Origin of the sequence: Pelagicoccus sp. SDUM812002, from assembly GCF_031127835.1 — a bacterium.
Classification (GTDB): Bacteria; Verrucomicrobiota; Verrucomicrobiia; order Opitutales; family Opitutaceae; genus Pelagicoccus.
This window is the reverse complement of record NZ_JARXHX010000016.1, coordinates 79,459-101,032: the sequence shown is the minus strand read 5'-3', so window position 1 is coordinate 101,032 and position 21,574 is coordinate 79,459. Positions and strand designations below refer to the sequence as shown.

Below are 21,574 nucleotides of genomic sequence, written 5' to 3'. Positions count from 1 at the left end.
CGGAGACCGGGGTGGTCGGAGGTGATGCGGTGGGTGGGCAGGCAGCGGACTTCGATCGAAACGGGGCCGGGCTCGAAGGCGTGGAAGGTGTAGGTAAGTGCGGGCGCGTCGTCCGGCAAGGCCGTGGGATCGAGGCTGGGGGCGGTGACGGGCTGGAGCTGCATGCCGTCGCCGCTGGCGTTTGATTGCGAGACGCGGCGCCAGCCGGTGGCGTCGGCGCTGTCGCGGCGCTCGGCGTAGGACTCGGCTTCGATGTGGAGTTGGCCGTAGTCGAGCAGGGCGCCTGGTAGGTCAGCGAGTTCGATTTCTGGTTGCGGGGCGGCCGCGACTTGGATGGTGCGGGTGGCTCCGGCGGCTTCGATGGTGATGGTGGCTTTTTGTATCAGTTTTTTAGGTACGGTGTTCCAGTCAATGCTGACCGTTAGGCGTACGTCGGTGGAGCCGGAGTTTTGGCTGAGGCGTATCCATGGCTCGCTTACGGTGACGGTCCAGTTGAAGGGGGCGGTGCCGGTATTGAAGATGTCGATGAAGCGGCTGCGGTTGCTGGCGCGGCGGAAGGTGGGGAGTGTGCCGGGACTGGAAGTGTCTAAAGTTGTCGCGGAACCTTCGAGGGCGACGCCGAGTCCGGCGGTGCCAAGAGCGTCGTAGTTGGCGGTTTTAGCGGGCAAGAAGATGGACTGGGTGTCGTGGGCCCAGCGGGGGAGCAGCTCCGTATCCATGGGGTTGAACATGTAGTTCCATTTGCCGTCGGCGTTCTCGGTGTTGTAGAAGGCGATTTCGGCGCGGATGGCCTCGTCTGCGGCTTGGGCTCGGGCGGCGATTTGATTGGTGGCGGCGCGGCCTTGCTCGGCCCAGAGGCGGCTGCGTTCGGCGAGCAGGACCTTTTGATTGGTGAGGTCGGCGGCGCGGATGGGGAAGAGGATGAGCTGGTAGAAGGCGGCTTGCTGGGCGGCGGGGAGCGTTTCGTAGAGGGTGTTGGCTTGGGTGGTGAGGGCGGCGAAGGCGTCGAGGCGGGCTTGAGCTTGGTCGCCGTGGCCCTTGGCACCGACGAAGTCGAAGCCGGTTTGCTCGCGGTTTAGCTGCTCGGGGCGGGTGACGATGTTGAGGCGATAGTATTCCTCTAGGAGGTCGGCGATGGCGTTGGCGTTTTCCGGTCCGAAGTCGCGGGCGGCCCATTCGGCGAGGTAGGCGTGCTGGTCGAAGTCGCGGAAGGACTCGGGGTCGCGGGCGAGTCGGAGGAAGAACTCGGTGCCGATCTCGTGGGGCTTGAGGTCGCCGACGTTGACCAGCCACATGCGTTTGGCGTCGAAGTCCCAGGCTTTGAGCATTTCGACGCGGGTCATGCCCGGCGGAGTGGTGCAGAGCCAGAGGTAGCTGCGGGGGACGCCCCAGTAGGAGAGGTGGTAGTAGACGCCGGAGCCTCCGGAGCGTTTGCGTTCCTCGGGGGTGGAGAGTTGGCGGATGTAGCCGTGGTTGTCGTCAGGCCAGAGGATGGTGACGTCGTCGGGCAGCTCGAGGCCGGCTTGGTATTGCACGAGCGTTTCCTTGTAGGGGATGAAGATCTGGGGGACTTGGGATGGGTCGGAGTTGACGTGATCGGCGAGCATCTGGCGCTGGTCGGGGATGATCTGGTTTTGGATCATGGCTGCCTTCTCGGCGATGGTGGTTCCTTCGGGGGCGAGCATGCCGATATCGGAACGGCCGCGAAGGCCCATGGTGTACATGTTTTCGTAGCCGGCGGTTTCTTTGACGCGCTCTTCCCAGAAGTCGTAGATGGTGTCGCGGTGGGTCCAGTAGTTGTAGGGGCCTTGCACGCTTTCGTCGTATTCGTGGCTGTTGCGCAGCATGGGCTCGTGGTGGGAGGTGCTGATGACGATGGCGTAGTCGTCGGCTACGACGGGGTTGCGCGGGTCGACGTAGAAGGGGGTGGTCTGCACTGGGAATTCGTGCATGGCGGGCCAAATGATATTGGAGTGGAGGCGTAGTAGAAGCTCGAATACTTTAGCGTAGGTGCGGGGGCCGATGTTGCCGGTTTCCGGTTCGAGGGTGTTGGCGGCCCATGGTTGCAGGCCCCAGTCCTCGTCGTTGAGGAAGATGCCGCGGTACTTGACGCCTGGCGTGGGCTGGACGTGGGTGCCGGCGGAGAGGTAAAGTTCGCTTTTCTGCGGAGTCGGTACGTCGCCCCACCAATGCCACGGGGAGACGCCCATGGCTTCCGATAGGCCGAAGATGCCGAAGGCGGTGCCGCGTCGATCGCTACCGGCGATGACGAGCGCTTGCTTGATGCCGGGTAGTGGGTTTTTGACTACAGTGGCGAGGTAGGATTCCCATTGGCCGGTGACGGCGCTGGCGTCGAGCTTTCCGGCGTCGACGAGGGAGTCGATGAGCGGGCTTTGGCCGAGGGTGCCGACGAGGATGGGGCGGGAGCGTTTGGCAGGCGCTTCGGATGAAACGGGAGGAGCGATTCCGGTGACGCTTTCGATGTCGGCGGCGAGGGCTTCGGCGGCGATGCGCACGACGGTGGCGTCTGCGTCGTCGTAGTGGATGGGGGCGGTTTTTCCGTTGCGGGCCAGGGGGAAGGTGCCAGAGGCTGCCGTTTCAGCTAGGCTAAGGAAGGGAGCGGCGAGGTATTTTTGCTGGGCCGTTTCGGGGGCGTTCGCCGCCGTAGCCGTTTGGGAAGCAACGAGGCTGCCCAGCAGGGCGATGGATACGGTGAAGGTGCGGAGGAAAAAAGTGGGGTTGCGCATTGTGAGGGGCGTTAGGATTCTTTGTTCAGAGTGTAGACGTATCGGTAGAAGGTGGTTTGGGAATTGGATAGAGCAGGGGCTTCGAGAGCACGTGCTGCGTTAGATTTAGGGTTCGTGAAATGCGGTCGAGCAATCATGGTAGAGTTTGACGTGTAATCAACCTGGGGTGTGTGGCGTTTGCAGGTAAAAGTGGCGATCACGGTTGGGAGATTCGGGGCGATTCCCTCCTTGGCAACGAGGGCAAAGCTTGAAGCGCTGTTGAGAGTGGGGGCTAGTAGGAGGGCTCAGGCGACCGTGAAGGGCTGCGATCTTTTTTCCAAGGAGGCGGCGGCTTAGGTTCGCATGGCGTGCTGGCTCGCTCTGTATTGGCGAGGGGTGCAGTTGCAGCTGCGGCGGAAGGCTTCGTTGAAGCGGGATAGGGTGTTGAATCCCGAGGCCATGGCAATGTCTAGGATCTTGTCGTTGGTGGTGATGAGGAGGCGCTGGGCGTGGGAGATGCGGTGATGGGTGATGTAGTCGACGAGCGTAGTGCCGAAGGTTTTTTTGAAAAGGTTCATGGCGTAGTTGGGGTGGAGGCCGACGGATTTGGCGATGGACTCGGAGGTGAGCGGCTCGAGGTAGCGTTGGGCGATGAGGCAGGCGATTTGCTCCACTTTGTTGAGGCTGCCGTCCTGGAGGGCGGTTTTTGAGTCTTGAGAGCCTTTGTCGAGTAGATGCTCCTGTTGCGCATAGTGGGCCATGCGCTTGAGCCGGGCCTGTAGTTCTAGGAGCACGACGTCTTGCATCTCGCCTGGCGCGTCTGTGAGGTCGAACTCCCACTGGGCGAATCGTTCGGCTTCCGTTTCGACTCTGCCGCGCAGTCGTTGGTTCACCAAAACGCCCTTGAGCAAGGTTTGGGTGAAGGGCTCTGGCAAATTGAATTGGAGGAACCAGGAGAAAGGAATGGTGACGACGAAGTATTCGGTATCATCGGCGTAGTCGATAACTTGGTGCGGGATGGACGCCCAGAAGGCCCCCAGTTGACCGGCAGACAAGGTGACTTTTGACCCGCCAAGCAAGTAGGAGACCCAGCCTTTGGACATGAGGTTCAGCTCGATCTCGTTGTGGTGGTCGGGTCTGCCCATGGGCGTTGGCTTCCAGCTGACGCAGGTGAGTCCGTAGGGCTTGAAATCGGGTCTGTTGGGGTCGAAGAAGTCCAAAAAAGGTACAGGGGCGGTTTGTTGGCTAAGAGCTTAGGATACAGTCATAAAAAGCGTCAAGATAGGAAGAAGCGAGGATAATGTTAGGCTATACTGCCTCCCTCGCTAATATTGTATTCCAACCCCACCCCCGACGTGAACGAAAACGCATCTGCAATCGGTGTCATCTTTGGCAACCGCGATTTTTTTCCTGACAAGCTTGTGACGGAGGCCCGTGCCGATGTCGCTAAGCTATTCGAGTCTCTTGGCTTGAAGGCGATCATGTTGTCCGAGGACGACACTAAACTTGGCGGGGTAGAGACTCATGCCGACGCTCGGAAGTGTGCTGAGTTGTTCAAGGCGCATCGTGACGAGATAAGCGGGGTGTACGTTTGCCTGCCGAATTTCGGCGACGAGAAGGGGGTGGCGGACACCTTGAAGCTGGCCGGGTTGAATGTGCCTGTTTTGGTGCAAGGGTATCCGGACGATTTGGACAGACTCGACGTGATTCGGCGTCGCGACGCGTTTTGCGGTAAGATTTCGGTGTGCAACAATCTTCGTCAAGCGGGTATCGCCTATTCGCTGACTGAGAAACATGTGGTGCGGCCTGACGACCCAAGTTTCATCGCGGATTTGGAAAAGTTCGTGGCGGTGTGTCGCGTGGTGCGGGGCATCCGCGGGTGTCGCATCGGCGCAGTGGGGGCGCGTCCTGGAGCCTTCAATACAGTGCGCTACAGCGAGAAGATTCTGGAGCGTAATGGAATTTCGGTGACGACGGTGGATTTGTCTGAGATCCTTGGATCTGCAGAAAAGCTAGCGGCGGACGACAGACGCGTGGTGGCGAAGACAGAGGAAATCAAGGCGTATGCCAATGCGAGTCTGGTGCCGGCTGACAAGCTTACGCAGATGGCGCGCTTGGGCGTGGTGCTCGATGATTTTGTAGAAGAGAACGGACTCGACGCGACCGCGATCCAGTGCTGGACATCGGTGCAGGCGAACCACGGTTGCAATGTGTGCACCAGCATGAGCATGATGAGCGAGGAGCTGTTGCCCAGCGCTTGCGAAGTGGATGTGACCGGTACGCTCACGATGTACGCCATGCAGCTAGCCTCCGGTTCTCCGAGCGCTTTGGTGGATTGGAATAACAACTACGGTAGCGAGGACGACAAGTGCGTGTTGTTCCACTGCGGCAACTGGGCAAAGTCGTTTCTCAAGGAAGCGAAGATCGCCACGGCGCCGATACTCGGAACGGTCGTGGGCGAGGAGAATACCTACGGCGCCCTCGACGGACGCTCGCCCGCGAGCGCTTTGACTTATGGACGTATCACGACGGATGATACGAACGGACGGATGAGGGCCTATGTCGGCGAAGGACGTTTGACCGACGATAAGCTCAACACCTTTGGAAACCGCGCAGTGGCGGAAGTACCCAAGCTGCAGAAGCTGATGCGTCACGTATGTCGCGAAGGCTTTGAGCATCATGTGGTGATGAATGCCTCGCACACTGCTACTGTGCTCAAGGAAGCGTTCGAAACCTATCTGGGTTGGGAAACCTACTACCACGAGGAGCCCGGAGAATAAGGGGCGATAGCTCCTTCGAAACACCAAGGTAGAAAGGGATATACGCGATGACCGATGAACAACTAGAGTATAAGTCCGTGAAGCTCAGGCGGAGTCTTTTGAAGAGTATCAAGCACGCGGGCGCTGGCCATACGGGCGGCAGCTTGTCGTGCATCGATATTTTGAATGTACTGTATAACCGGATACTGAACGTGTCGCCGGAGACTTTCTTTTCTCCTGATCGGGATCGTTATATCCAGAGCAAGGGGCATTCGGTAGAGGCTCTTTTCGTGGTGTTGGCGGATCGGGGTTTTTTCCCTGAATCAGAGCTGGAGACACTATGTTGCTACCAGTCCCACTTCATCGGACATCCGACTCGCAAGGTTCCCGGCGTGGAGCAGAATACAGGAGGCCTTGGACATGGGCTTCCGATAAGCGTGGGGACGGCATTGGCTGCGAAATTGGATAAGAAGGAATACCGGACGTTCACGCTTTTAGGTGATGGAGAGTTGGCGGAGGGATCGAATTGGGAGGCCGCGATGGCAGCGGCTCATTATGGACTGGATAACCTGACGGCGATCATTGATTGCAATTCCCTGCAAATAGCCGGACGGACGCGGGAGGTGATGAATAGCGAGCCGCTCGGCGCGAAATGGTCGGCGTTTGGCTGGTCGGTATCTCGAATCGATGGGCATGACTACGGACAGCTCACCGAAGCGTTGTCTGGTCCGCTCAAACGAGGAAAGCCCAGTATGGTGATCGCGGATACGATCAAGGGGAAGGGCGTTGATTTTATGGAAGGTGTCGGAAAGTGGCACCATGGCGTTCCCAACGACGAAGAGTATGGCCGCGCAATGGCCGCATTTGATACCCAGCTAGCGAAACGGGAAGGAGTTTTATCATGAGCACCCCTGCAGCATCCATGTACAGCGAGGCCGCCGCGAGCATGGCCTCCGAGCTAGGTCTTAAGAAGGGAAAGGCGAACTTGGAAGTCTTCGCAGCGACAGTTGAGGAGCTGGCTTCCAAGGACCGCAACGTGCTAGCGGTGGTGAGCGATTCGCGTGGATCGGGCAAGCTCGGTCCGTTTAGCGAGCGCTATCCCGAACAGTTGATCGAGCTGGGAATCGCGGAGCAGAATTTGGTGGGCGTGTCCGCAGGCCTGGCTTCGGCGGGCAAGACGGTGTTCGCCGTTTCCCCCGCTTGTTTCCTGAGCGCTCGCTCCTTGGAGCAAATCAAAAACGACGTAGCGTATTCAGATAATCCAGTCACCTTGGTAGGAATCAGCGCGGGGGTGAGCTATGGAGCTCTGGGGACGACGCACCATTCCTTGCATGACTTCGCTGTCTTGCGGGCGATCAACAATATGAATGTCGTGGCTCCAGCGGACAACTACGAGGCGCGAGAAGCAGTGAAAGCCGCAGCGGCCTTGAAGAAGCCTGTTTTTCTCAGGTTTGGCAAGGCGCCGCTTTACGATCTCGGATTCGAAGCCGAACAGCCGTTTCGCATAGGCAAAGCGCGTCTGTTGAGAAACGGGGGCGACGTCGCCTTCGTGGCTACAGGCGAGGCAGTGATCCATGCGTTGCTGGCGGCGGAGTGGCTGAAGCGAAATCACGCTCTGAACGCGCGAGTGCTGGATGTACATAGTATCAAACCTTTCGATACGGAAACAGTTGTTGCGGCGGCAAAAGGCTGCAGGGCGGTGATTACTGTGGAAGAGCATCTCGTGAACGGGGGGCTTGGCGAAGCCTGCGCGGCGGCGATTTTGGAATCGGGTCACGCGGGTTGCCGTTTTCGGAGAGTCGCCATTCCGGACGAATACACGGTGACAGGAAGCCAAGCCGACATTTTTAGACACTACGGAATTTCGATGGAAGGTTTGGCGCAAACGGCGCTATCGCTCGCGGAGAATAACGTTCCCGTGTCCTAGTGTTATCATAAGCAAGAATACTCCAGATGCCTCATTTTCTAGCCCTCGACCAAAGCACATCCGCAAGCAAGGCTCTTCTTTTCTCAGAAAAAGGGGATGTGGTCGATCGCGTATCCAAGGAGCACGCGCAGGTTTATCCGAAACCGGGATGGGTAGAGCACAATGCCGAGGAAATTTGGCGGAATTGCTTGGATGTATTGGGGGAGATATTGGAGCGCAATGGCGAGCTTGCCCGAGAGATACCGTTTTTGAGCATCACGAACCAACGTGAGACGGTCGTCGTTTTTGACAAGGCAACGGGGCGACCGTTGTACAATGCATTGGTTTGGCAGTGTCGGCGTGGCGGCGCTCTTTGCAGCGAGGCGGTAGCTGAAGGGTATGGCTCTGAGGTGGAACGCAAAACGGGACTGACGATCGATCCCTATTTTTCCGCTTCGAAGATGAAATGGCTCATGGACAACGAGCCCGAAATCGCTGCGCAGGTAGAACGGGGTGAGGCCTTGTTTGGAACGATTGACACTTACTTAATCTATCGTCTAACCGAGGGACGTGTTTACGCGACGGATACGACGAATGCGAGCCGAACGCTGCTTTTTGATATCGGAAAAATGCGTTGGGATGAGGATCTGTGCGAGCTTTGGGGCGTGCCCTTGGGCGCCCTGCCAGAGGCGCGTGATAGCGAGGCGCAATTTGGCGAGACGAATCTAGGCGGCAAGCTTTGGCGGCCTCTGGCGATCTGTGGAGTGATGGGGGATTCGCAGGCAGCTATGTTCGCGCAGGGATGTTACGAGAAAGGTTCGGGAAAAGTGACCTTCGGCACCGGCTCTTCGATCTTGTTGAACATTGGCTCCGAGATGCAAATGGCGGATGGAGGACTGGTGACGACTTTGGCTTGGACGAGAGGGGGCAAGCCGACCTATGCGCTGGAAGGAATATTGATTAGCACGGGCGCGACGCTCGCGTGGTTGAAGAACAAGCTCGGCCTTTTCGAGGATAATGCGGAGCTCGAGGAGGTTGGGGACGCGCTCGAAGACAACGGTGGCGTATATCTCGTCCCGGCGTTTACCGGGCTGGGATTCCCTTATTGGCGCGCGGAGGCGCGGGCGTCGATCGTTAGATTGAGTTCACACAGCGGACGTCAGCAGGTGATGCGAGCGGGCGTGGAATCGATCGCCTATCAAGTGCACGATGCAGTTGCGGCGATGAAGGACGCGTCGCGGATATCGTTTTCCAGTCTCAAAGCGGATGGTGGTTCGACCTCGAACGCGTTTCTCATGCAGCTTGTCGCCGACTTGTGTTCGCTGGAGATTTCCGTTTCGAGCGTCGAGGAATGCTCTGCTCTAGGAGCGACGTTGGCGGGAATGCTCGGAATGAGGATGCTAGAGAGGCCCGAAGATTTTCAGGCGGTCGCTGCGTCGAGCCAGCGGTATCTGTCCGTAATGGAGCCGAGTCGCCGGGAGCAGCTTCTTTCCGGCTGGAATCGGGCGGTCGAGCAAACCCTTTTTCAGAACGAAAACGCGCGAATTGACCGCAAGGTGCCTCAAGAAGTTTGAGTGCCTTGGAACTTCTGATACTTAATGACTTAATCTCAAAACCTACTGCCCCATGAAACGTCTGGCGTCTATCCCTACCCTTATCACCTCTTTGTTTGCAGTCTGCACGTTGCTGTTGAGCGGCTGCAGCGGCGATGGCTCAAGCGACTCGGCCTCTTCGGGCTCGGGTCGTGTTGCGGTGGTGGTATCCACTTTGAATAATCCCTGGTTTGTCGTGCTCGCGGAAACGGCTCGGGACAAGGCGGTCGAGCTGGGGTACGAGGCGACGATTTTCGATTCGCAGAACGACCCGGCGAAGGAGTCGGTGCACTTCGACAATCTGATCGCCTCTGGTTATGACGCAGTGCTCTTCAACTGCACGGATGCGGAAGGCTCAATCGCCAATGTGCGTCGTGCGAAGGATGCGGGGGTGCCGGTTTTTTGTATGGATCGGGAAATTACGGCGAATGACGTGGCGGTGTCGCAGATTCTCTCCGACAACTACTCTGGCTGCGTGGCGCTTGGCGAGTACTTCGTGGAGACGGTGGGTGAGGAAGGCGAGTACGCTGAGATTCTTGGGATCATCGCGGATACGAACACGTGGAATCGTTCGAAAGGCTTCCACAGCGTGGTGGATCGTTTTCCGGACTTAAAGATGGTAGCCCAACAGTCAGCTAATTTCGATCGGGCGAAGGCGCTCGAAGTGATGGAGTCGATCCTGCAGGCGAATCCCAACATCGACGCGGTCTTCTGCGGTAATGACGCGATGGCGATGGGGGCTTACCAGGCGCTGCTGGCTGCGGGAAAGGCCGATGAGGTTAAAGTCTTTGGCTTCGATGGAGCGGATGACGTGGTGAAGTCGATCGCGGATGGGAAGATCACTGCTACTGGGATGCAGTTTCCGAAACGGATGGCTCAGAAGGCCGCTGAGAGCGCGCACGAGTACCTAAACGGGAAACGTGGTTTCGAACAACGGATCCTGGTGCCGGTAGAGCTCGTGACTGAGGAGAATGTGTCGAACTACGGCGATTCCGGTCGCAAGTAGCCTCTCAGGCTGTGCCTTTGCAATCGTACCCCCTTTGCCCAAAAATGACATCGAGTGCACATTCTTCTGCCCTTTTTTCGTCGCCAGCCATTCGCTGGGGTGGCGTTGCTTTGCTGGTAGTTGTTTTTTGGATCGTCTTTCCTCCTTTTCGGATCGTGTCACTCGATGAGTCGGGCAAGGCGCCTGCGAAAGGTGACGAGAGTGAGGTCTTCGATCCGGCTGGGTTTGTCGATCGCTTTTGGGAGGATAGGCTTGAGCCGAATCTTGGTGAAGCGATGAAGGTAGAGGAGCTTTTGGCTGCTCTGGTTGTCGACCCGTTGGAGGCGAGAAAGCGCTACGGGCTATATGATTCGCGTTATTATTTTGCGCAAGGAAGCGGTGATGTCGTGGAAATCAAAGGACGGAAGGCGATGCTTGAAGTAGAGGGGAGAATCATTTCGCTGTTGATTGCTTCTCCCGTTTTTGGAAATACGGTACGCGATGGCACGGGGCTATTGAGTGTGAATGATTTCTCCGGACTCGAGGCATTCAATGCGGTATCCGCGGTTCTGAATACGAAGGTGGAAACGGAGGTGATGCCTTCGCTTCAGGAAAGTGTGAAGGTAGGCGCGACCGTTTCCTTCGTCGGTTGCGCAAAAGCGCCCGAAACTCTTGGAGAGGGCGCTTTGTTGGAGTTCGTGCCGTTGCAGGTGGAGGTGAGTCGATGAGTGATGTGACTCCGTGCCTGCTCGAGGCAGAAGGAATCGTGAAGACTTTCCCCGGTGTGAAGGCCCTTTCAGGAGCTGGCTTGCAGGTACATGCTGGGCGATTGGTGGCGCTGTTGGGGGAGAATGGAGCTGGCAAATCCACCTTAATGAACGTGTTGTCCGGAGTATTTCCTCCGGATTCAGGAACGATTCGCGTGAGAGGAGAGTGCGTCCAGTTTACGGATACGAGAGAGGCCCAGGAGCGAGGTATCGGGATTGTGCATCAGGAGTTGAATCTGATTCCCTATCTTTCGGTGGCCGAGAACGTTTTTCTCGGTCGCGAGCCTCGCACTTGGTCCGGCCTAGTGGACTTTCGGAGGATGGAGGAGGAGACGTCGCAAATTCTTAAGCGAGTCGACCTGCGGGTGAAGCCGAGTGAGCTGATTTCCGATCTACGCGTGGGGCAGCAACAATTGGTGGAGATTGCGAAGGCCTTGGCAGCGGACGCTCGTGTTCTGATTTTGGATGAACCGACATCGTCTTTGTCATCGCACGAGGTCGACGCTCTGTTCGCCGTGGTGCGGGAGTTGAAGGCTGAAGGCGTGGGGCTTGTGTACATCACACACAAGTTCGAGGAGTTGGCTCCGATTTGCGATGAAGTGGTTGTGATGCGGGATGGGGAACGCGTCGGCTCTGGACCATTGGGCGAAATGAGCCGGGAGCGTATCGTGCAGCTGATGGCCGGGCGGAAGTCCAAGGAGCTGTTTCAGAAAACGGATACGGAGGTTGGGAAGGAAGTTTTACGGGCGGAAGGCATATCACTTCCTGCTCATGGAGTGGGGCGTCCGTTTCTGGTGGACAAGGTTTCGCTGTCACTGAAGCGAGGTGAAGTGTTGGGGATTTTTGGTCTGGTAGGGGCGGGGCGCACGGAGTTGCTTGAGTGTCTTTTCGGGGTACATGCAGGTGCCGCGAGTGGAGAGGTTTTCATCGACGGGGAGCGGGCTTTCTTTCGCTCGCCGGCGGACGCGATCGAGGCTCGCCTGGCTTTCGCCCCCGAGGATCGCAAACGCGATGGTCTCGTCCTCCCGATGAGCGTGCTGGAGAACGCGAGTTTGCCAACACTGGAGAAATCAACGCGCGTTGGTTTAGTCGATACGGCGCGCGAGTCAGACTTTATTCGTCCTTATGTCGACCGGTTTCGAGTGAAGACGCCCAGTCTGAGGCAGGCTGTGGTGAACCTAAGCGGAGGGAATCAGCAGAAGGTGATCTTAGCCAAGTGGCTGGCGACGGAGCCTCGGATCCTATTGCTGGACGAACCGACGCGCGGAATCGATGTGAACGCCAAGCGTGAGATCTACAGCTTTATCGATGAGCTTGCGAAAGCGGGCCTCGGATTGGTTGTGGTGTCTTCGGAACTACCGGAAGTGTTGGCCCTTTCTGACCGCGTTATGGTGATGTGCGAAGGAAGGAAGACGGCGGAATTTACGAGAGCAGAGGCCACTCCTGAACGTGTCTTGCACGCCGCTTTGCCAGACGAGGCGAACGTTTTAGAATCCTGATGAACTCAGCAACCTTATCTGAAAACTTGAATCGATTCCGATCGCTGTTGGCGCTGGGCCTGATGGTCATTGCCTTAAGCTTTTTGTCGGAGCAGTTCCTGACGCCGGAAAACGGCTTCAATATTCTTCGCCAGATTTCGGTGAACCTTTGTCTGTCGATCGGCATGACTCTGGTCATTGTCAGCGGTGGGATTGACTTGTCGGTGGGGGCGATTCTCGGCTTGGCAGGCGCGGTGGCAGCGGGACTTTTGAAGAATGGTTTGGTTTTGCCGCCCTTGGGGGTTGCGTTGGTGTTTACAACGACGGGAGCGATCTTGGCAGCGGTTTTAGTGGGTGGAGCGGCTGGTTGGATCAACGGCTTCGTGATCACGCGTTTTCGAATACCGCCCTTTGTGGCTACGCTCGGCATGCTCTCGATCGCGCGCGGGTTGACGATGTTGTGGACGGGAGGGTTTCCCGTCACGGGACTGGGGGAGAGTTTCGGGAAGCTGGGAACTGGAGCCTTTATCGGAGTGCCGATGCCGGTATGGATCATGCTCGTGCTGGCGGGGATCTTTGTGGTGGTGACCAAGAAGGCCCGATTCGGGCGTCACCTTTATGCGGTGGGCGGCAATGAGCGAGCGGCGCGGCTGACCGGGCTGCGCGTGAATCGCATCAAGGTCGCGGTTTACACGCTGGCGGGAGCTTTGGCGGGAGTGGCTGGTCTTATCGTGACGTCGCGACTCGATTCCGCGCAACCCAATGCGGGGCTCGGCTATGAGCTTGATTCAATTGCAGCAGTGGTGATCGGAGGGACTTCGCTTTCCGGCGGTCGCGGTACTGTGATGGGAACGGTGCTTGGTTGCTTGATCATCGGCGTGTTGAACAATGGGCTTTTTCTGCTGAACGTATCCCCGTTTTGGCAGCAGGTGATCAAGGGAGGCGTCATTTTGTTGGCGGTTGCGATCGATAAAATGAACACAAAGGGCGAGGATGAATAGAACGGGTGTGCTTATGCGTTGTTTGTTTTTCTTTGGCCTCGTTTCGTTGTTTGTGAGTCCATTGGTCGCGGCGTTGAGCGTAGGGAATCTGAGATGCGAGGGTGTTAGGCGTCCCAATCAAGTGGATACGCCAAGTCCTCGTTTTTCATGGGTTCTGGAAACCGATCGGGAGAATACGCGCCAGGTAGCGTACCAATTTCGATTGATCGAAGTGGACGGTTATATGCGACCAATGGGTGAGCCTTCCGAAACTGAACGCATCGAAACGGAGCAATCGGCTTGGGTGTCGCCGCCGGGAATGGAGCTCAAGCCGCGCAGCGCTTACCTGTGGAAGGTTCGGGTTTGGGATAATCATGGTCAAGACAGCGGATGGAGCGAACCGCAACGTTTTGGTACGGGATTGTTGGGAGATCGCTGGCGAGCAGATTGGGTTGGCGATGGGGGAGCTGTTGAGCTATTCGAAACGGCCCCAGCTAGATATTTTAGACGTAACCTGATAATCGATACGCCTCCTGTACGAGCTCGACTATATGTGAGCGCCAAAGGTTTGGTGGAGCCATGGATCAACGGCAAGGCAGTGACGAATGATCTTTTTGTTCCCGGGTGGCCGGACTATCGTCGACGTTTGTTTTATGTCAGCTACGACGTGACCGAATTGCTGCAGGAAGGAGACAATACGCTTGGAATGGTGCTCGGCGACGGATGGTACAGTGGTACCATGATTCCACGTCACCAGTTCGGCCGCGAGCCACGCTTTGCGGCGTTTCTGGATTTGATGGATGCGGATGGAAACGTGGCTACGATCAATTCTGGCGAGGAATGGCGTTGGACCGATGAAGGGCCGATTCGCATGAATTCGATCTATCATGGCGAGACCTATGACGCGCGGATGGAGTTGGTCGATTGGTGTGCGCCAGGAGCTGCAGATGGTAGTTGGAAACCGGTTACGACTAGATCGGGACGCCATACTCCTCAGGCTTTTACAGCTCGATTGTCGCCTCCAGTGCGTCGTATCGAAACGCTTCAGCCAAAAGCTGTCGAGGAGCGCGAGCCAGGGGTGCATATCTACGATCTTGGCCAGAATATGGTCGGTTGGGTTCGCCTGAAGGTTAAGGCGAAGAAAGGGCAGCAGATTCGTTTGCGTTTCACAGAGATGCTCAATGCCGATGGTAGCTTGCACACAGAAAACCTCCGTAAAGCGAAGTCGACCGCGACTTATGTAGCCAAAGGAGAAGGGGTTGAAGTATGGGAACCGCGATTTACGTATTTCGGTTTTAGATACGTGGAACTTTCAGGCGTGGAGGAACCGTTAGAGGATGCTATCGAAGGCGTGGTGATTCACTCGGACCTGCCAAGGCGTGGGCACTTCGAGTGTTCGGACCCGATGCTAAACCAGCTCTACAGCAACACGCTCTGGAGTCAGAAAGGGAACTTTTTGGAATTGCCGACCGATTGCCCGCAGCGGGACGAACGCACCGGCTGGACTGGAGATGCCCAGGTCTTTGCCCCGACGGCGTTGTACAATATGGAAGCGGGAGCCTTTTATCGCCAGTGGCTTTATTCGCTGCGCGATGGGTTGAGGGATAGTCCGAATGGCGGTTTCCCGGATGTGGCACCATTGACGGGGTTCGGATTTGGTAGCGCAGGTTGGTCGGAGGCGGGATTCATTGTGCCGTGGACCGTGTATTTGCATACTGGCGACAAGCGAGTGCTGGAGGAGAGCTTGCCGACGATACAACACGCCCTCGAGATAATGGCAGCGCAATCTCCCGATGGACTGCGTATCAGTCCAGCAACCTGGGGCGATTGGCTTTCGCCTGGATATCCTCGCTATAAATCGCCACCAAGGCAGGACTTGATTGGCACAGCCTACTACGCGAGAGCGGCCGACATTGCGGCCAGAATCGCGGATGAACTGGGACGCCCCGAGCTAGCCGCCAGCAATCGGGCCTTACGGGATCAGGCTAAGGGTGCGTACCAGAAAGCCTACATCGAAGGCAATGGGGTGGTGGCTGACGATGTGCAAACATCGTATTTCCTGACGCTTGGTTTTGACCTCGCATCGGACACTCAGAAAGGCTCGGTCGAGGATAACCTGCTGCGTGTTATTGCCGAAAAGGACAATCACTTAGCAACCGGATTCCTGGGGACGCCACTGATCATGCCGGTGCTTACCGAGATGGGGCGAACGGATCTCGCCTACACGATACTTAAGCAAACCTCGTATCCAGGGTGGCTTTACACCGTAAAGAACGGAGCAACGACGATTTGGGAGCGCTGGGATAGCTGGACGCCCGAGGATGGTTTTCACCCCCATAATATGAACTCCTTCAACCACTACGCCTACGGCTCGGTGGTGGGTTGGTTCTACAGCGATATCGCGGGTCTGCAACCATTGCCCGAAGCTCCGGGGTGGAAACGGTTTCGTGTCGCACCTAAGCCTGGTGGCGGACTTAGCCATGCCTCGGCTTCTTTGGAGACGCCTTACGGGACGGCTGCGTCGAACTGGCGAATTGAAGACGAACGGATGAAACTATCCGTGACGGTGCCGGCGAATTCCATCGCTGAGATTATATTACCGACGGATGATTGGGAGTCGGTCATGTTGAATGGCGACCTTGTTGAATCGGGTATTGAAGGCATCGAATTAGAAAGCGGCACTCACAATTTTGACTTCTCGATACGTTAACCACAATTTAGAGGCACCATGAACTATCCCCTAAGAACTACTCTTCGCATTTTAATTTTGTCGATTGGAATTCCGATTTCTCTGATCGCCTCCAGTCTTGAAAAGCACCGGATGATCGTGCTCACCGATATGGGAGCGGATCCGGATGACGAGCAATCGCTGGTGCGGCTATTGCTTTACGCGAACCAGATCGATATCGAGGGCATCGTGGCTACGACCTCGTGCTGGCATCGCGATCGTATTCGTCCGGATTTTATTGAGGGTATTCTCGCCGCTTACGAGAAGGTGCGGCCGAATTTGTTGAAACATGAAAATGGATACCCGACTGCGAATGCACTCCGTAAGACGGTAAAGGAGGGAATTCCGAAGTACGGCATGGAAGGTGTTGGTGAAGGAATGGATACGGAAGGGTCGGACTGGATCATCGAAGTGTTAGAGCGCGACGATGAGCGTCCGCTTTGGATTTCCGTATGGGGTGGCCCGAATGTGCTCGCCCAAGCCCTCTATAAGATCGACAAAACAAAATCGAAGAAGGAGGCCGACAAACTCATCTCCAAACTGCGCGTCTATACGATTTCGGATCAAGACGACAGCGCCATGTGGATGCGCAAAGAGTTTCCTAATCTGTTCTATATCGTCACGCCCACCGATGACTATGGAAAGGCGACGTGGATCGCGATCAACAACAATCACGAAGGCGCCGACAACTCATACGTTAGCAACCCATGGCTAGAGGAAAACATCCAGCAAGGGCACGGTCCGCTCGGAGCTCGTTACCCGGACACTTCTTGGGGCTTCGAAGGCGACACGCCGGCCTTCCTTGGGTTGATTCCGAACGGATTGAATAATTTGGAGAAACCCAACTGGGGCAGCTGGGGTGGACGTTATGAGTTGAGCATTCCCGACGTGAATGATTTCGAAGATGGTGGCTCTGTCGTGGTGCCCGAACCCGAGACCCGTCCCATCTGGACGGATACATCAGACACGTACACTCCGTATCAGAAAAGCGAATTTAAGCGTGCTGTGGAAAAGAGCGATAAGAGCTACAGTGGAAATGCCGTTACCCTCTGGCGCTGGCGCGAAGATTTTCAGAACGACTTCGCGGCGCGCATGGATTGGAGTACGATGAGTTATGAAGAAGCCAACCACCCGCCGGTGGTTAAGCTGAATCATCCCAATGAGATTACGGTCAAGTCGGGGCAAGGGTTCTCTTTGGACGCCTATGGCAGCTATGATCCCGATGGCGACAGCATCAGCTATCTCTGGTTTCACTATCCGGAAGCGGGGACGTATAAGACGTTTGTGCCCCACAATGGAGCGGAGAACTTTGACCGCGTAAACTACACCGCTCCAGAAGTGGAGAAAAAGGAAACGATGCACATTATACTCAAACTGAGCGATAAGGGAACGCCTCCACTTTCTCGATACGCCCGAGTGGTGGTGACGGTGGAACCGTAGGGAAGTGATGAAGGGAGTCGTACGAAGACTAGCAAGGCACGTAGCGCGGTGCTTTAGACCGCGTCTGCTGGAGTATGAGCCTGCAACGCCGTCGCTGGATTCCGCCTTCGCCAAGGCTACGGACGCGACTATGAAAGCTCACCGCTACGGGGCGATCCTGTTCGCAATACTCCTTTCATCTCCTCCGACCTTTGCTGCCGACTCTGAACCCCGTCATCGTGTCATCGTATCCACTGATATCGGTGGCACGGACTTCGACGATTTTCAGTCGATGGTTCACCTTTTGCTCTATGCGGATGAGCTGGAGATCGAGGGGCTTATATCTTCTCCCTATGGGCCAGGGAGGAAGGAAGATATTCTGTCAGTGATCGACCACTACGAGACGGATTATCCGAAACTCCGTACGTGGTCCGAGCACTATCCGAGTCCTGAATTCCTGCGTTCGATCACCAAGCAGGGCGAGACCGAGAGGGCGCCGTATGCGGGCGTTCGTCGTTCGACGGAAGGGTCGAGCTGGATTGTCGAACGCGCTCGTTTTTTAGACTCACGCCCCTTACACGTGTTGGTCTGGGGCGGGCTCGAGGATGTGGCCCAAGCCCTACACGACGCACCCGAAATATTGCCGAAGTTGAAAGTCCACTACATAGGTGGCCCGAACAAGAAATGGAGCCCTGACGCTTATCACTACATTGCGAGCGAACACCCGGAGCTTTTCATGATCGAGTCGAACTCCACTTATCGTGGCTGGTTTGTCGGTGGCGCACAGAAGGGTGACTTGAGCACCCACCAGTTTGCGGAAGCGCATGCGGCTGGGCATGGGGCTTTGGGAGACTTTTTCGCTGGCGGTATCTCCTTTCACGACCAAGTGCGCAAGGAAGTGAAGATGGGCGACACGCCTACGGTGGCGTGGTTGTTGCAGGGCGATCCGGACAAGCCGTATCAAGGCGGCTGGGGCGGCCGATTCGTTCGTGCCTGGACGCGACCGTATTCACGTTTCGAGCGCATGACGACGGAGGCGGACGAGATCGAGTTTTGCGCGATCATGGAGCTGGCGCTGCCGCTCGGTTCGGATGCGCCGAAGACGCCATCACTGCACATGAAGGTGGAGAATCAGATGCTGGTTGGGCATTTGCCTGGAGATGGCACGGTGCGTTTTCGTTTTTGCCCCAAGACTCCAAAAACCTACTCGTACGAAATCGTGGGCAACGATCCTTCGCTCGACGGCAAGAAAGGGCAGGTGACTGCGGTCTTGCCGTCACCTGATGTAGCTCTCGAACCTGATGAGCATTGGCCGAATTGGTGGACAGACGACCCCTCGCCGCCGGTGGCGGAGGGAGCTCATCACGGAGCGAGAACCGTGAGTCAATGGCGCGAGAGCTTCATGCTCGATTTCGCAACACGCCTTGAACGATGTCGAAACGCCAAAACGAAGTAGTGTTTAACTTTAGTGCCCCAAAATTCATGCAAATTCATCTCAGAAACCACATAGTTGCAGCGGTCGCATTGCCCTGTGCTATGTTCGTCGACTCGTTTGCAGCTGAACCCATCATTGTGGAAGCCGAGTCCGGCGATTTTACCGGCTGGGTGGACAAGCATAGTTGCTGGCACAATGTAATGCTGACGGACGAGCCGCATTCTACTTTCTCCGGTAGTGGATTTGTCGATACACCCAACGAGGTCGGGAGTTTTATTGAAGTCGCCTACGACGCATTGTGGACGGGACCGCATAAGGTTACGGTTCGGTACACCCATATAAAGCCAGATCCACGACCGGGGCAGCTCTGGATAAACGGAGTAGAGGGGCCTGTGTTGGAATTGCCACAGAACAAGGCCTTGCCCGCGTTTAATCGGGATTCTACGGTGGTCGATCTGGAGCAGGGGAGAAATCTGATACGTTTGGTGGCGCTGAACGAAGGGGGGCTTGGCAATACAGACTATATTAAGGTGGCTGAATTGCGTGAGGTCGGCGAAGGGGAATTGCCGCGCATTCAGGTGCTTGAAGCGGAGGATGGCTTGCACGAAGGGAAGATTGACCATCACAGCTGTTGGAACTTTATCGCAGAACACGAGGGGCCGCATACTGGATTCACTGGTGAGGGATATGTGGATACGGATAACCATGTGGGCAGTCATGTAGAGGTGAGATTCAATGTCGCGGATGCAGGTGAGTACAGGCTCCATGCTCGATACGTGCATGGTAAACCGGATACGCGACCGGCCGAGGTTTCGGTAAATGGAGAAGTGGTCGATCCCTCTCTGAAGTTTACTCCGACCGAACATTGGACCCATTGGACTTACAAGGAGATGTATCAATCTGTTTCTTTGGCAGCTGGAGAGAATGTGATTAGACTTTCAGCCACGGGGCCTGAGGGCTTGGCCAATCTTGATCATTTGAAGTTGATCCCTGTGTCTGAGTCCAACGCTCGCGTTCGGCTCAGCGAAGTTCAGTGGGCCGGCGTTGGCTGCTACAAGATCGAGATGGAAATGGGGACTGCCTATTTCGAAAAGGACAATGGCGTGTCCGGCCTCAAAAGTTTGATCGACAACGAAGGAAACGACTGGATCGCTTCCTATATGCCTCCCGGACCGAATGGAGACTTTCGAGGCTTCCCAAATAGTGTTGAAAACTTTGGACATGCGGGTCGCGATAGTGGTTCGACCACAACGATCGTTGACGGCGTGACGGAGGGCGAAGTCGTTATTCTGGAATCGAGTAACGAAACGTTCACGTTTCAGTATCACTTTCTTGCAGACAGAATAGCGGTGAAGGTACTGAAGTCTGAGGGGGATTATTGCTTCCTGCTTGAGTCTGTTGTTGGTGGGCAGGCAGATGAAGAGGACTACTTCGTAACCGCCGATGGGAAGAAGCGCATCCCGAGCGGGGAGTTCGACGACATCACGCCCGAGTGGCTCTATCTCGGAGATCCCAAGGCGAAGAACTTCTTGTTTCTAGCGAAGACTCCAGAGGACGATGCTCCCAACGAAAACCATCGCCAAATCCGCCCGAATGGAATGCACAATATGGATTTGTACAGTTTTGGTCGTACGGGCCGAGATCGTGGATACAAGACCTTCGGCATGAGCGGTAACGAGCATGTTTGCGTGATCGGCTTCGCTCCTGCATTTCGTAACCACAATGAAATGACAGCTTTGATCGAGGCGTACCTTGAGAAGGCGTTTACCCCGGGGATTAAGGACCGAAGGCTGTGGAGTAATCGTCTGCTGAAAAACGATGACAGCTGGTTTACTTCAGCAGAGGCGCGAGCGATTGCTGATTCAGTAATACAGTATCAATCGCCCCAAGGCGGTTGGCCCAAGAGCACGGACCTCGCACGGCCTCCGCTTACTATCGGCGATATTCCTCAACCGGGTAGCGGCCGAGCGAATAGCTTTGATAACGATGCGACGACGGTGCCGATGGAGTTTATCGCTAAGGTGGCAGATGCAACGGGCGAAGAGGCTTACATCGATTCTTTCAATCGTGGTTTGGACTATTTGTTTGCGGCTCAATATGAGACAGGAGGGTGGCCGCAGTTTTGGCCGCTTCGTGGCGACAAGTATTACTCGCGTATCACTTATAACGATGGAGCGATGATGCGCGTGATGGAGCTGCTTAAGTACGTTGTTTCTGGAGATGACACATACGGCTTTGTTGACGCGTCGCGAAAGGATCGCGCCCGCGCAGCCTTGGAGCTTGGGCTTGAATGTATTTTGAAATCCCAAATTAGACAAAATGGGAAGCTTACCGGCTGGTGCGCTCAGCATCACGAGATGACTTTGGAACCGGCTTGGGCTCGGGCCTATGAGCCGCCATCGCTTTCAGGCGAGGAGTCGGTTGGCGTTGTTCGGTACTTGATGTCAATCGAAGATCCGTCGGCGGAAGTCGTGGAGGCGATCGAAGGTGCAGTTGCTTGGCTAAAGGCAGTCGAGATGAAAGGCGTCCGCCTTGAGTCGGCTCGCCGTGGCGATGGACGAACTGAGCGTTGGTTGGTCGAAGATCCTGAAGGAGAAGGACTGTGGGCTCGCTTTTATGAACTGGAGACGAATCGACCTCTCTATCTCGATCGAGATTCAGTGTTTCGTTATGACTTTTCAGAGATCGGCTACGAACGCCGCAGTGGTTATGGCTATCACGGTGATTGGCCAGCGAAACTGTTGAAGGAAGAATACCCGAAATGGAAAGCGAAATTTTGAAGCCCTAAAGAGATGCCAC

At 56.2% G+C, this 21,574-nt stretch carries 14 protein-coding genes; 12 read left to right on the top strand and 2 right to left on the bottom strand.

The annotated features are described in order from the left end of the window. Together QEH53_RS18990 and QEH53_RS18985 are read right to left on the bottom strand one after the other, a co-directional pair. Positions 1–2,747 (bottom strand): glycosyl hydrolase 115 family protein (locus QEH53_RS18990; RefSeq protein ID WP_309024797.1); only part of this gene is annotated, 2,747 nt, incomplete at its 3' end. Between the two features lie 332 nt (positions 2,748–3,079). Then, positions 3,080–3,946, bottom strand: a complete 867-nt coding sequence (locus QEH53_RS18985; protein ID WP_309024796.1) for a helix-turn-helix domain-containing protein — start codon at positions 3,944–3,946, stop codon at positions 3,080–3,082. 135 nt (positions 3,947–4,081) lie between these two features. On the opposite strand from QEH53_RS18985, the gene QEH53_RS18980 reads away from it, so the two are divergent. The 12 genes from QEH53_RS18980 to pelA all read left to right on the top strand — a co-directional run bounded on the left by QEH53_RS18980 (position 4,082) and on the right by pelA (position 21,555). Continuing rightward, positions 4,082–5,506, top strand: a complete 1,425-nt coding sequence (locus QEH53_RS18980; protein WP_309024795.1) for an L-fucose/L-arabinose isomerase family protein — start codon at positions 4,082–4,084, stop codon at positions 5,504–5,506. Between the two features lie 47 nt (positions 5,507–5,553). Continuing rightward, a complete protein-coding gene (locus tag QEH53_RS18975) occupies positions 5,554–6,390 on the top strand; it encodes a transketolase (RefSeq protein WP_309024794.1) in 837 nt (278 codons plus the stop codon). Positions 6,391–6,407: 17 nt separating this feature from the next. Then, on the top strand, positions 6,408–7,412 hold the full coding sequence (locus QEH53_RS18970) for a transketolase C-terminal domain-containing protein (protein ID WP_345785743.1): 1,005 nt from the start codon (positions 6,408–6,410) through the stop codon (positions 7,410–7,412). Between the two features lie 26 nt (positions 7,413–7,438). Continuing rightward, complete coding sequence (locus QEH53_RS18965; RefSeq protein WP_309024792.1) at positions 7,439–8,965, top strand: glycerol kinase GlpK; 1,527 nt, start codon at positions 7,439–7,441, stop codon at positions 8,963–8,965. Positions 8,966–9,017: 52 nt separating this feature from the next. Then, on the top strand, positions 9,018–9,989 hold the full coding sequence (locus tag QEH53_RS18960; protein WP_309024791.1) for a D-ribose ABC transporter substrate-binding protein: 972 nt from the start codon (positions 9,018–9,020) through the stop codon (positions 9,987–9,989). A gap of 44 nt (positions 9,990–10,033) precedes the next feature. After that, positions 10,034–10,696, top strand: coding sequence for a DUF2291 family protein (locus QEH53_RS18955; protein WP_309024790.1), 663 nt, complete (start codon positions 10,034–10,036; stop codon positions 10,694–10,696). Continuing rightward, on the top strand, positions 10,693–12,234 hold the full coding sequence (locus tag QEH53_RS18950) for a sugar ABC transporter ATP-binding protein (protein ID WP_309024789.1): 1,542 nt from the start codon (positions 10,693–10,695) through the stop codon (positions 12,232–12,234). The genes QEH53_RS18955 and QEH53_RS18950 overlap by 4 nt, the downstream gene beginning before the upstream one ends. Then, the gene (locus QEH53_RS18945; protein ID WP_309024788.1) at positions 12,234–13,214 is read left to right on the top strand and encodes a ribose ABC transporter permease; all 981 of its coding nucleotides are present in this window, start codon (positions 12,234–12,236) and stop codon (positions 13,212–13,214) included. Before QEH53_RS18950 ends, QEH53_RS18945 begins: the two co-directional genes overlap by 1 nt. Before the next feature lie 232 nt (positions 13,215–13,446). Next, the gene (locus QEH53_RS18940) at positions 13,447–15,903 is read left to right on the top strand and encodes a family 78 glycoside hydrolase catalytic domain (RefSeq protein ID WP_309024787.1); all 2,457 of its coding nucleotides are present in this window, start codon (positions 13,447–13,449) and stop codon (positions 15,901–15,903) included. Positions 15,904–15,921: 18 nt separating this feature from the next. After that, on the top strand, positions 15,922–17,361 hold the full coding sequence (locus QEH53_RS18935; RefSeq protein WP_309024786.1) for a nucleoside hydrolase-like domain-containing protein: 1,440 nt from the start codon (positions 15,922–15,924) through the stop codon (positions 17,359–17,361). Between the two features lie 130 nt (positions 17,362–17,491). Then, entirely contained in the window at positions 17,492–18,796 is a 1,305-nt protein-coding gene (locus QEH53_RS18930; RefSeq protein ID WP_309024785.1) for a DUF1593 domain-containing protein, read from the top strand. Between the two features lie 26 nt (positions 18,797–18,822). After that, on the top strand, positions 18,823–21,555 hold the full coding sequence (pelA, locus tag QEH53_RS18925) for a pectate lyase (protein WP_309024784.1): 2,733 nt from the start codon (positions 18,823–18,825) through the stop codon (positions 21,553–21,555). Positions 21,556–21,574: the final 19 nt, after the last annotated feature.

Excerpts from the sequence above, each read along its gene's own strand:
- QEH53_RS18975 (WP_309024794.1), top strand. The coding sequence starts at position 5,554 with ATGACCGATGAACAACTAGAGTATAAGTCCGTGAAGCTCAGGCGGAGT.
- QEH53_RS18970 (WP_345785743.1), top strand. The coding sequence starts at position 6,408 with ATGTACAGCGAGGCCGCCGCGAGCATGGCCTCCGAGCTAGGTCTTAAG.
- QEH53_RS18965 (WP_309024792.1), top strand. The coding sequence starts at position 7,439 with ATGCCTCATTTTCTAGCCCTCGACCAAAGCACATCCGCAAGCAAGGCT.
- QEH53_RS18960 (WP_309024791.1), top strand. The coding sequence starts at position 9,018 with ATGAAACGTCTGGCGTCTATCCCTACCCTTATCACCTCTTTGTTTGCA.
- QEH53_RS18955 (WP_309024790.1), top strand. The coding sequence starts at position 10,034 with ATGACATCGAGTGCACATTCTTCTGCCCTTTTTTCGTCGCCAGCCATT.
- QEH53_RS18950 (WP_309024789.1), top strand. The coding sequence starts at position 10,693 with ATGAGTGATGTGACTCCGTGCCTGCTCGAGGCAGAAGGAATCGTGAAG.
- QEH53_RS18945 (WP_309024788.1), top strand. The coding sequence starts at position 12,234 with ATGAACTCAGCAACCTTATCTGAAAACTTGAATCGATTCCGATCGCTG.
- QEH53_RS18940 (WP_309024787.1), top strand. The coding sequence starts at position 13,447 with ATGGGTGAGCCTTCCGAAACTGAACGCATCGAAACGGAGCAATCGGCT.
- QEH53_RS18935 (WP_309024786.1), top strand. The coding sequence starts at position 15,922 with ATGAACTATCCCCTAAGAACTACTCTTCGCATTTTAATTTTGTCGATT.
- QEH53_RS18930 (WP_309024785.1), top strand. The coding sequence starts at position 17,492 with ATGAAAGCTCACCGCTACGGGGCGATCCTGTTCGCAATACTCCTTTCA.
- pelA (WP_309024784.1), top strand. The coding sequence starts at position 18,823 with ATGCAAATTCATCTCAGAAACCACATAGTTGCAGCGGTCGCATTGCCC.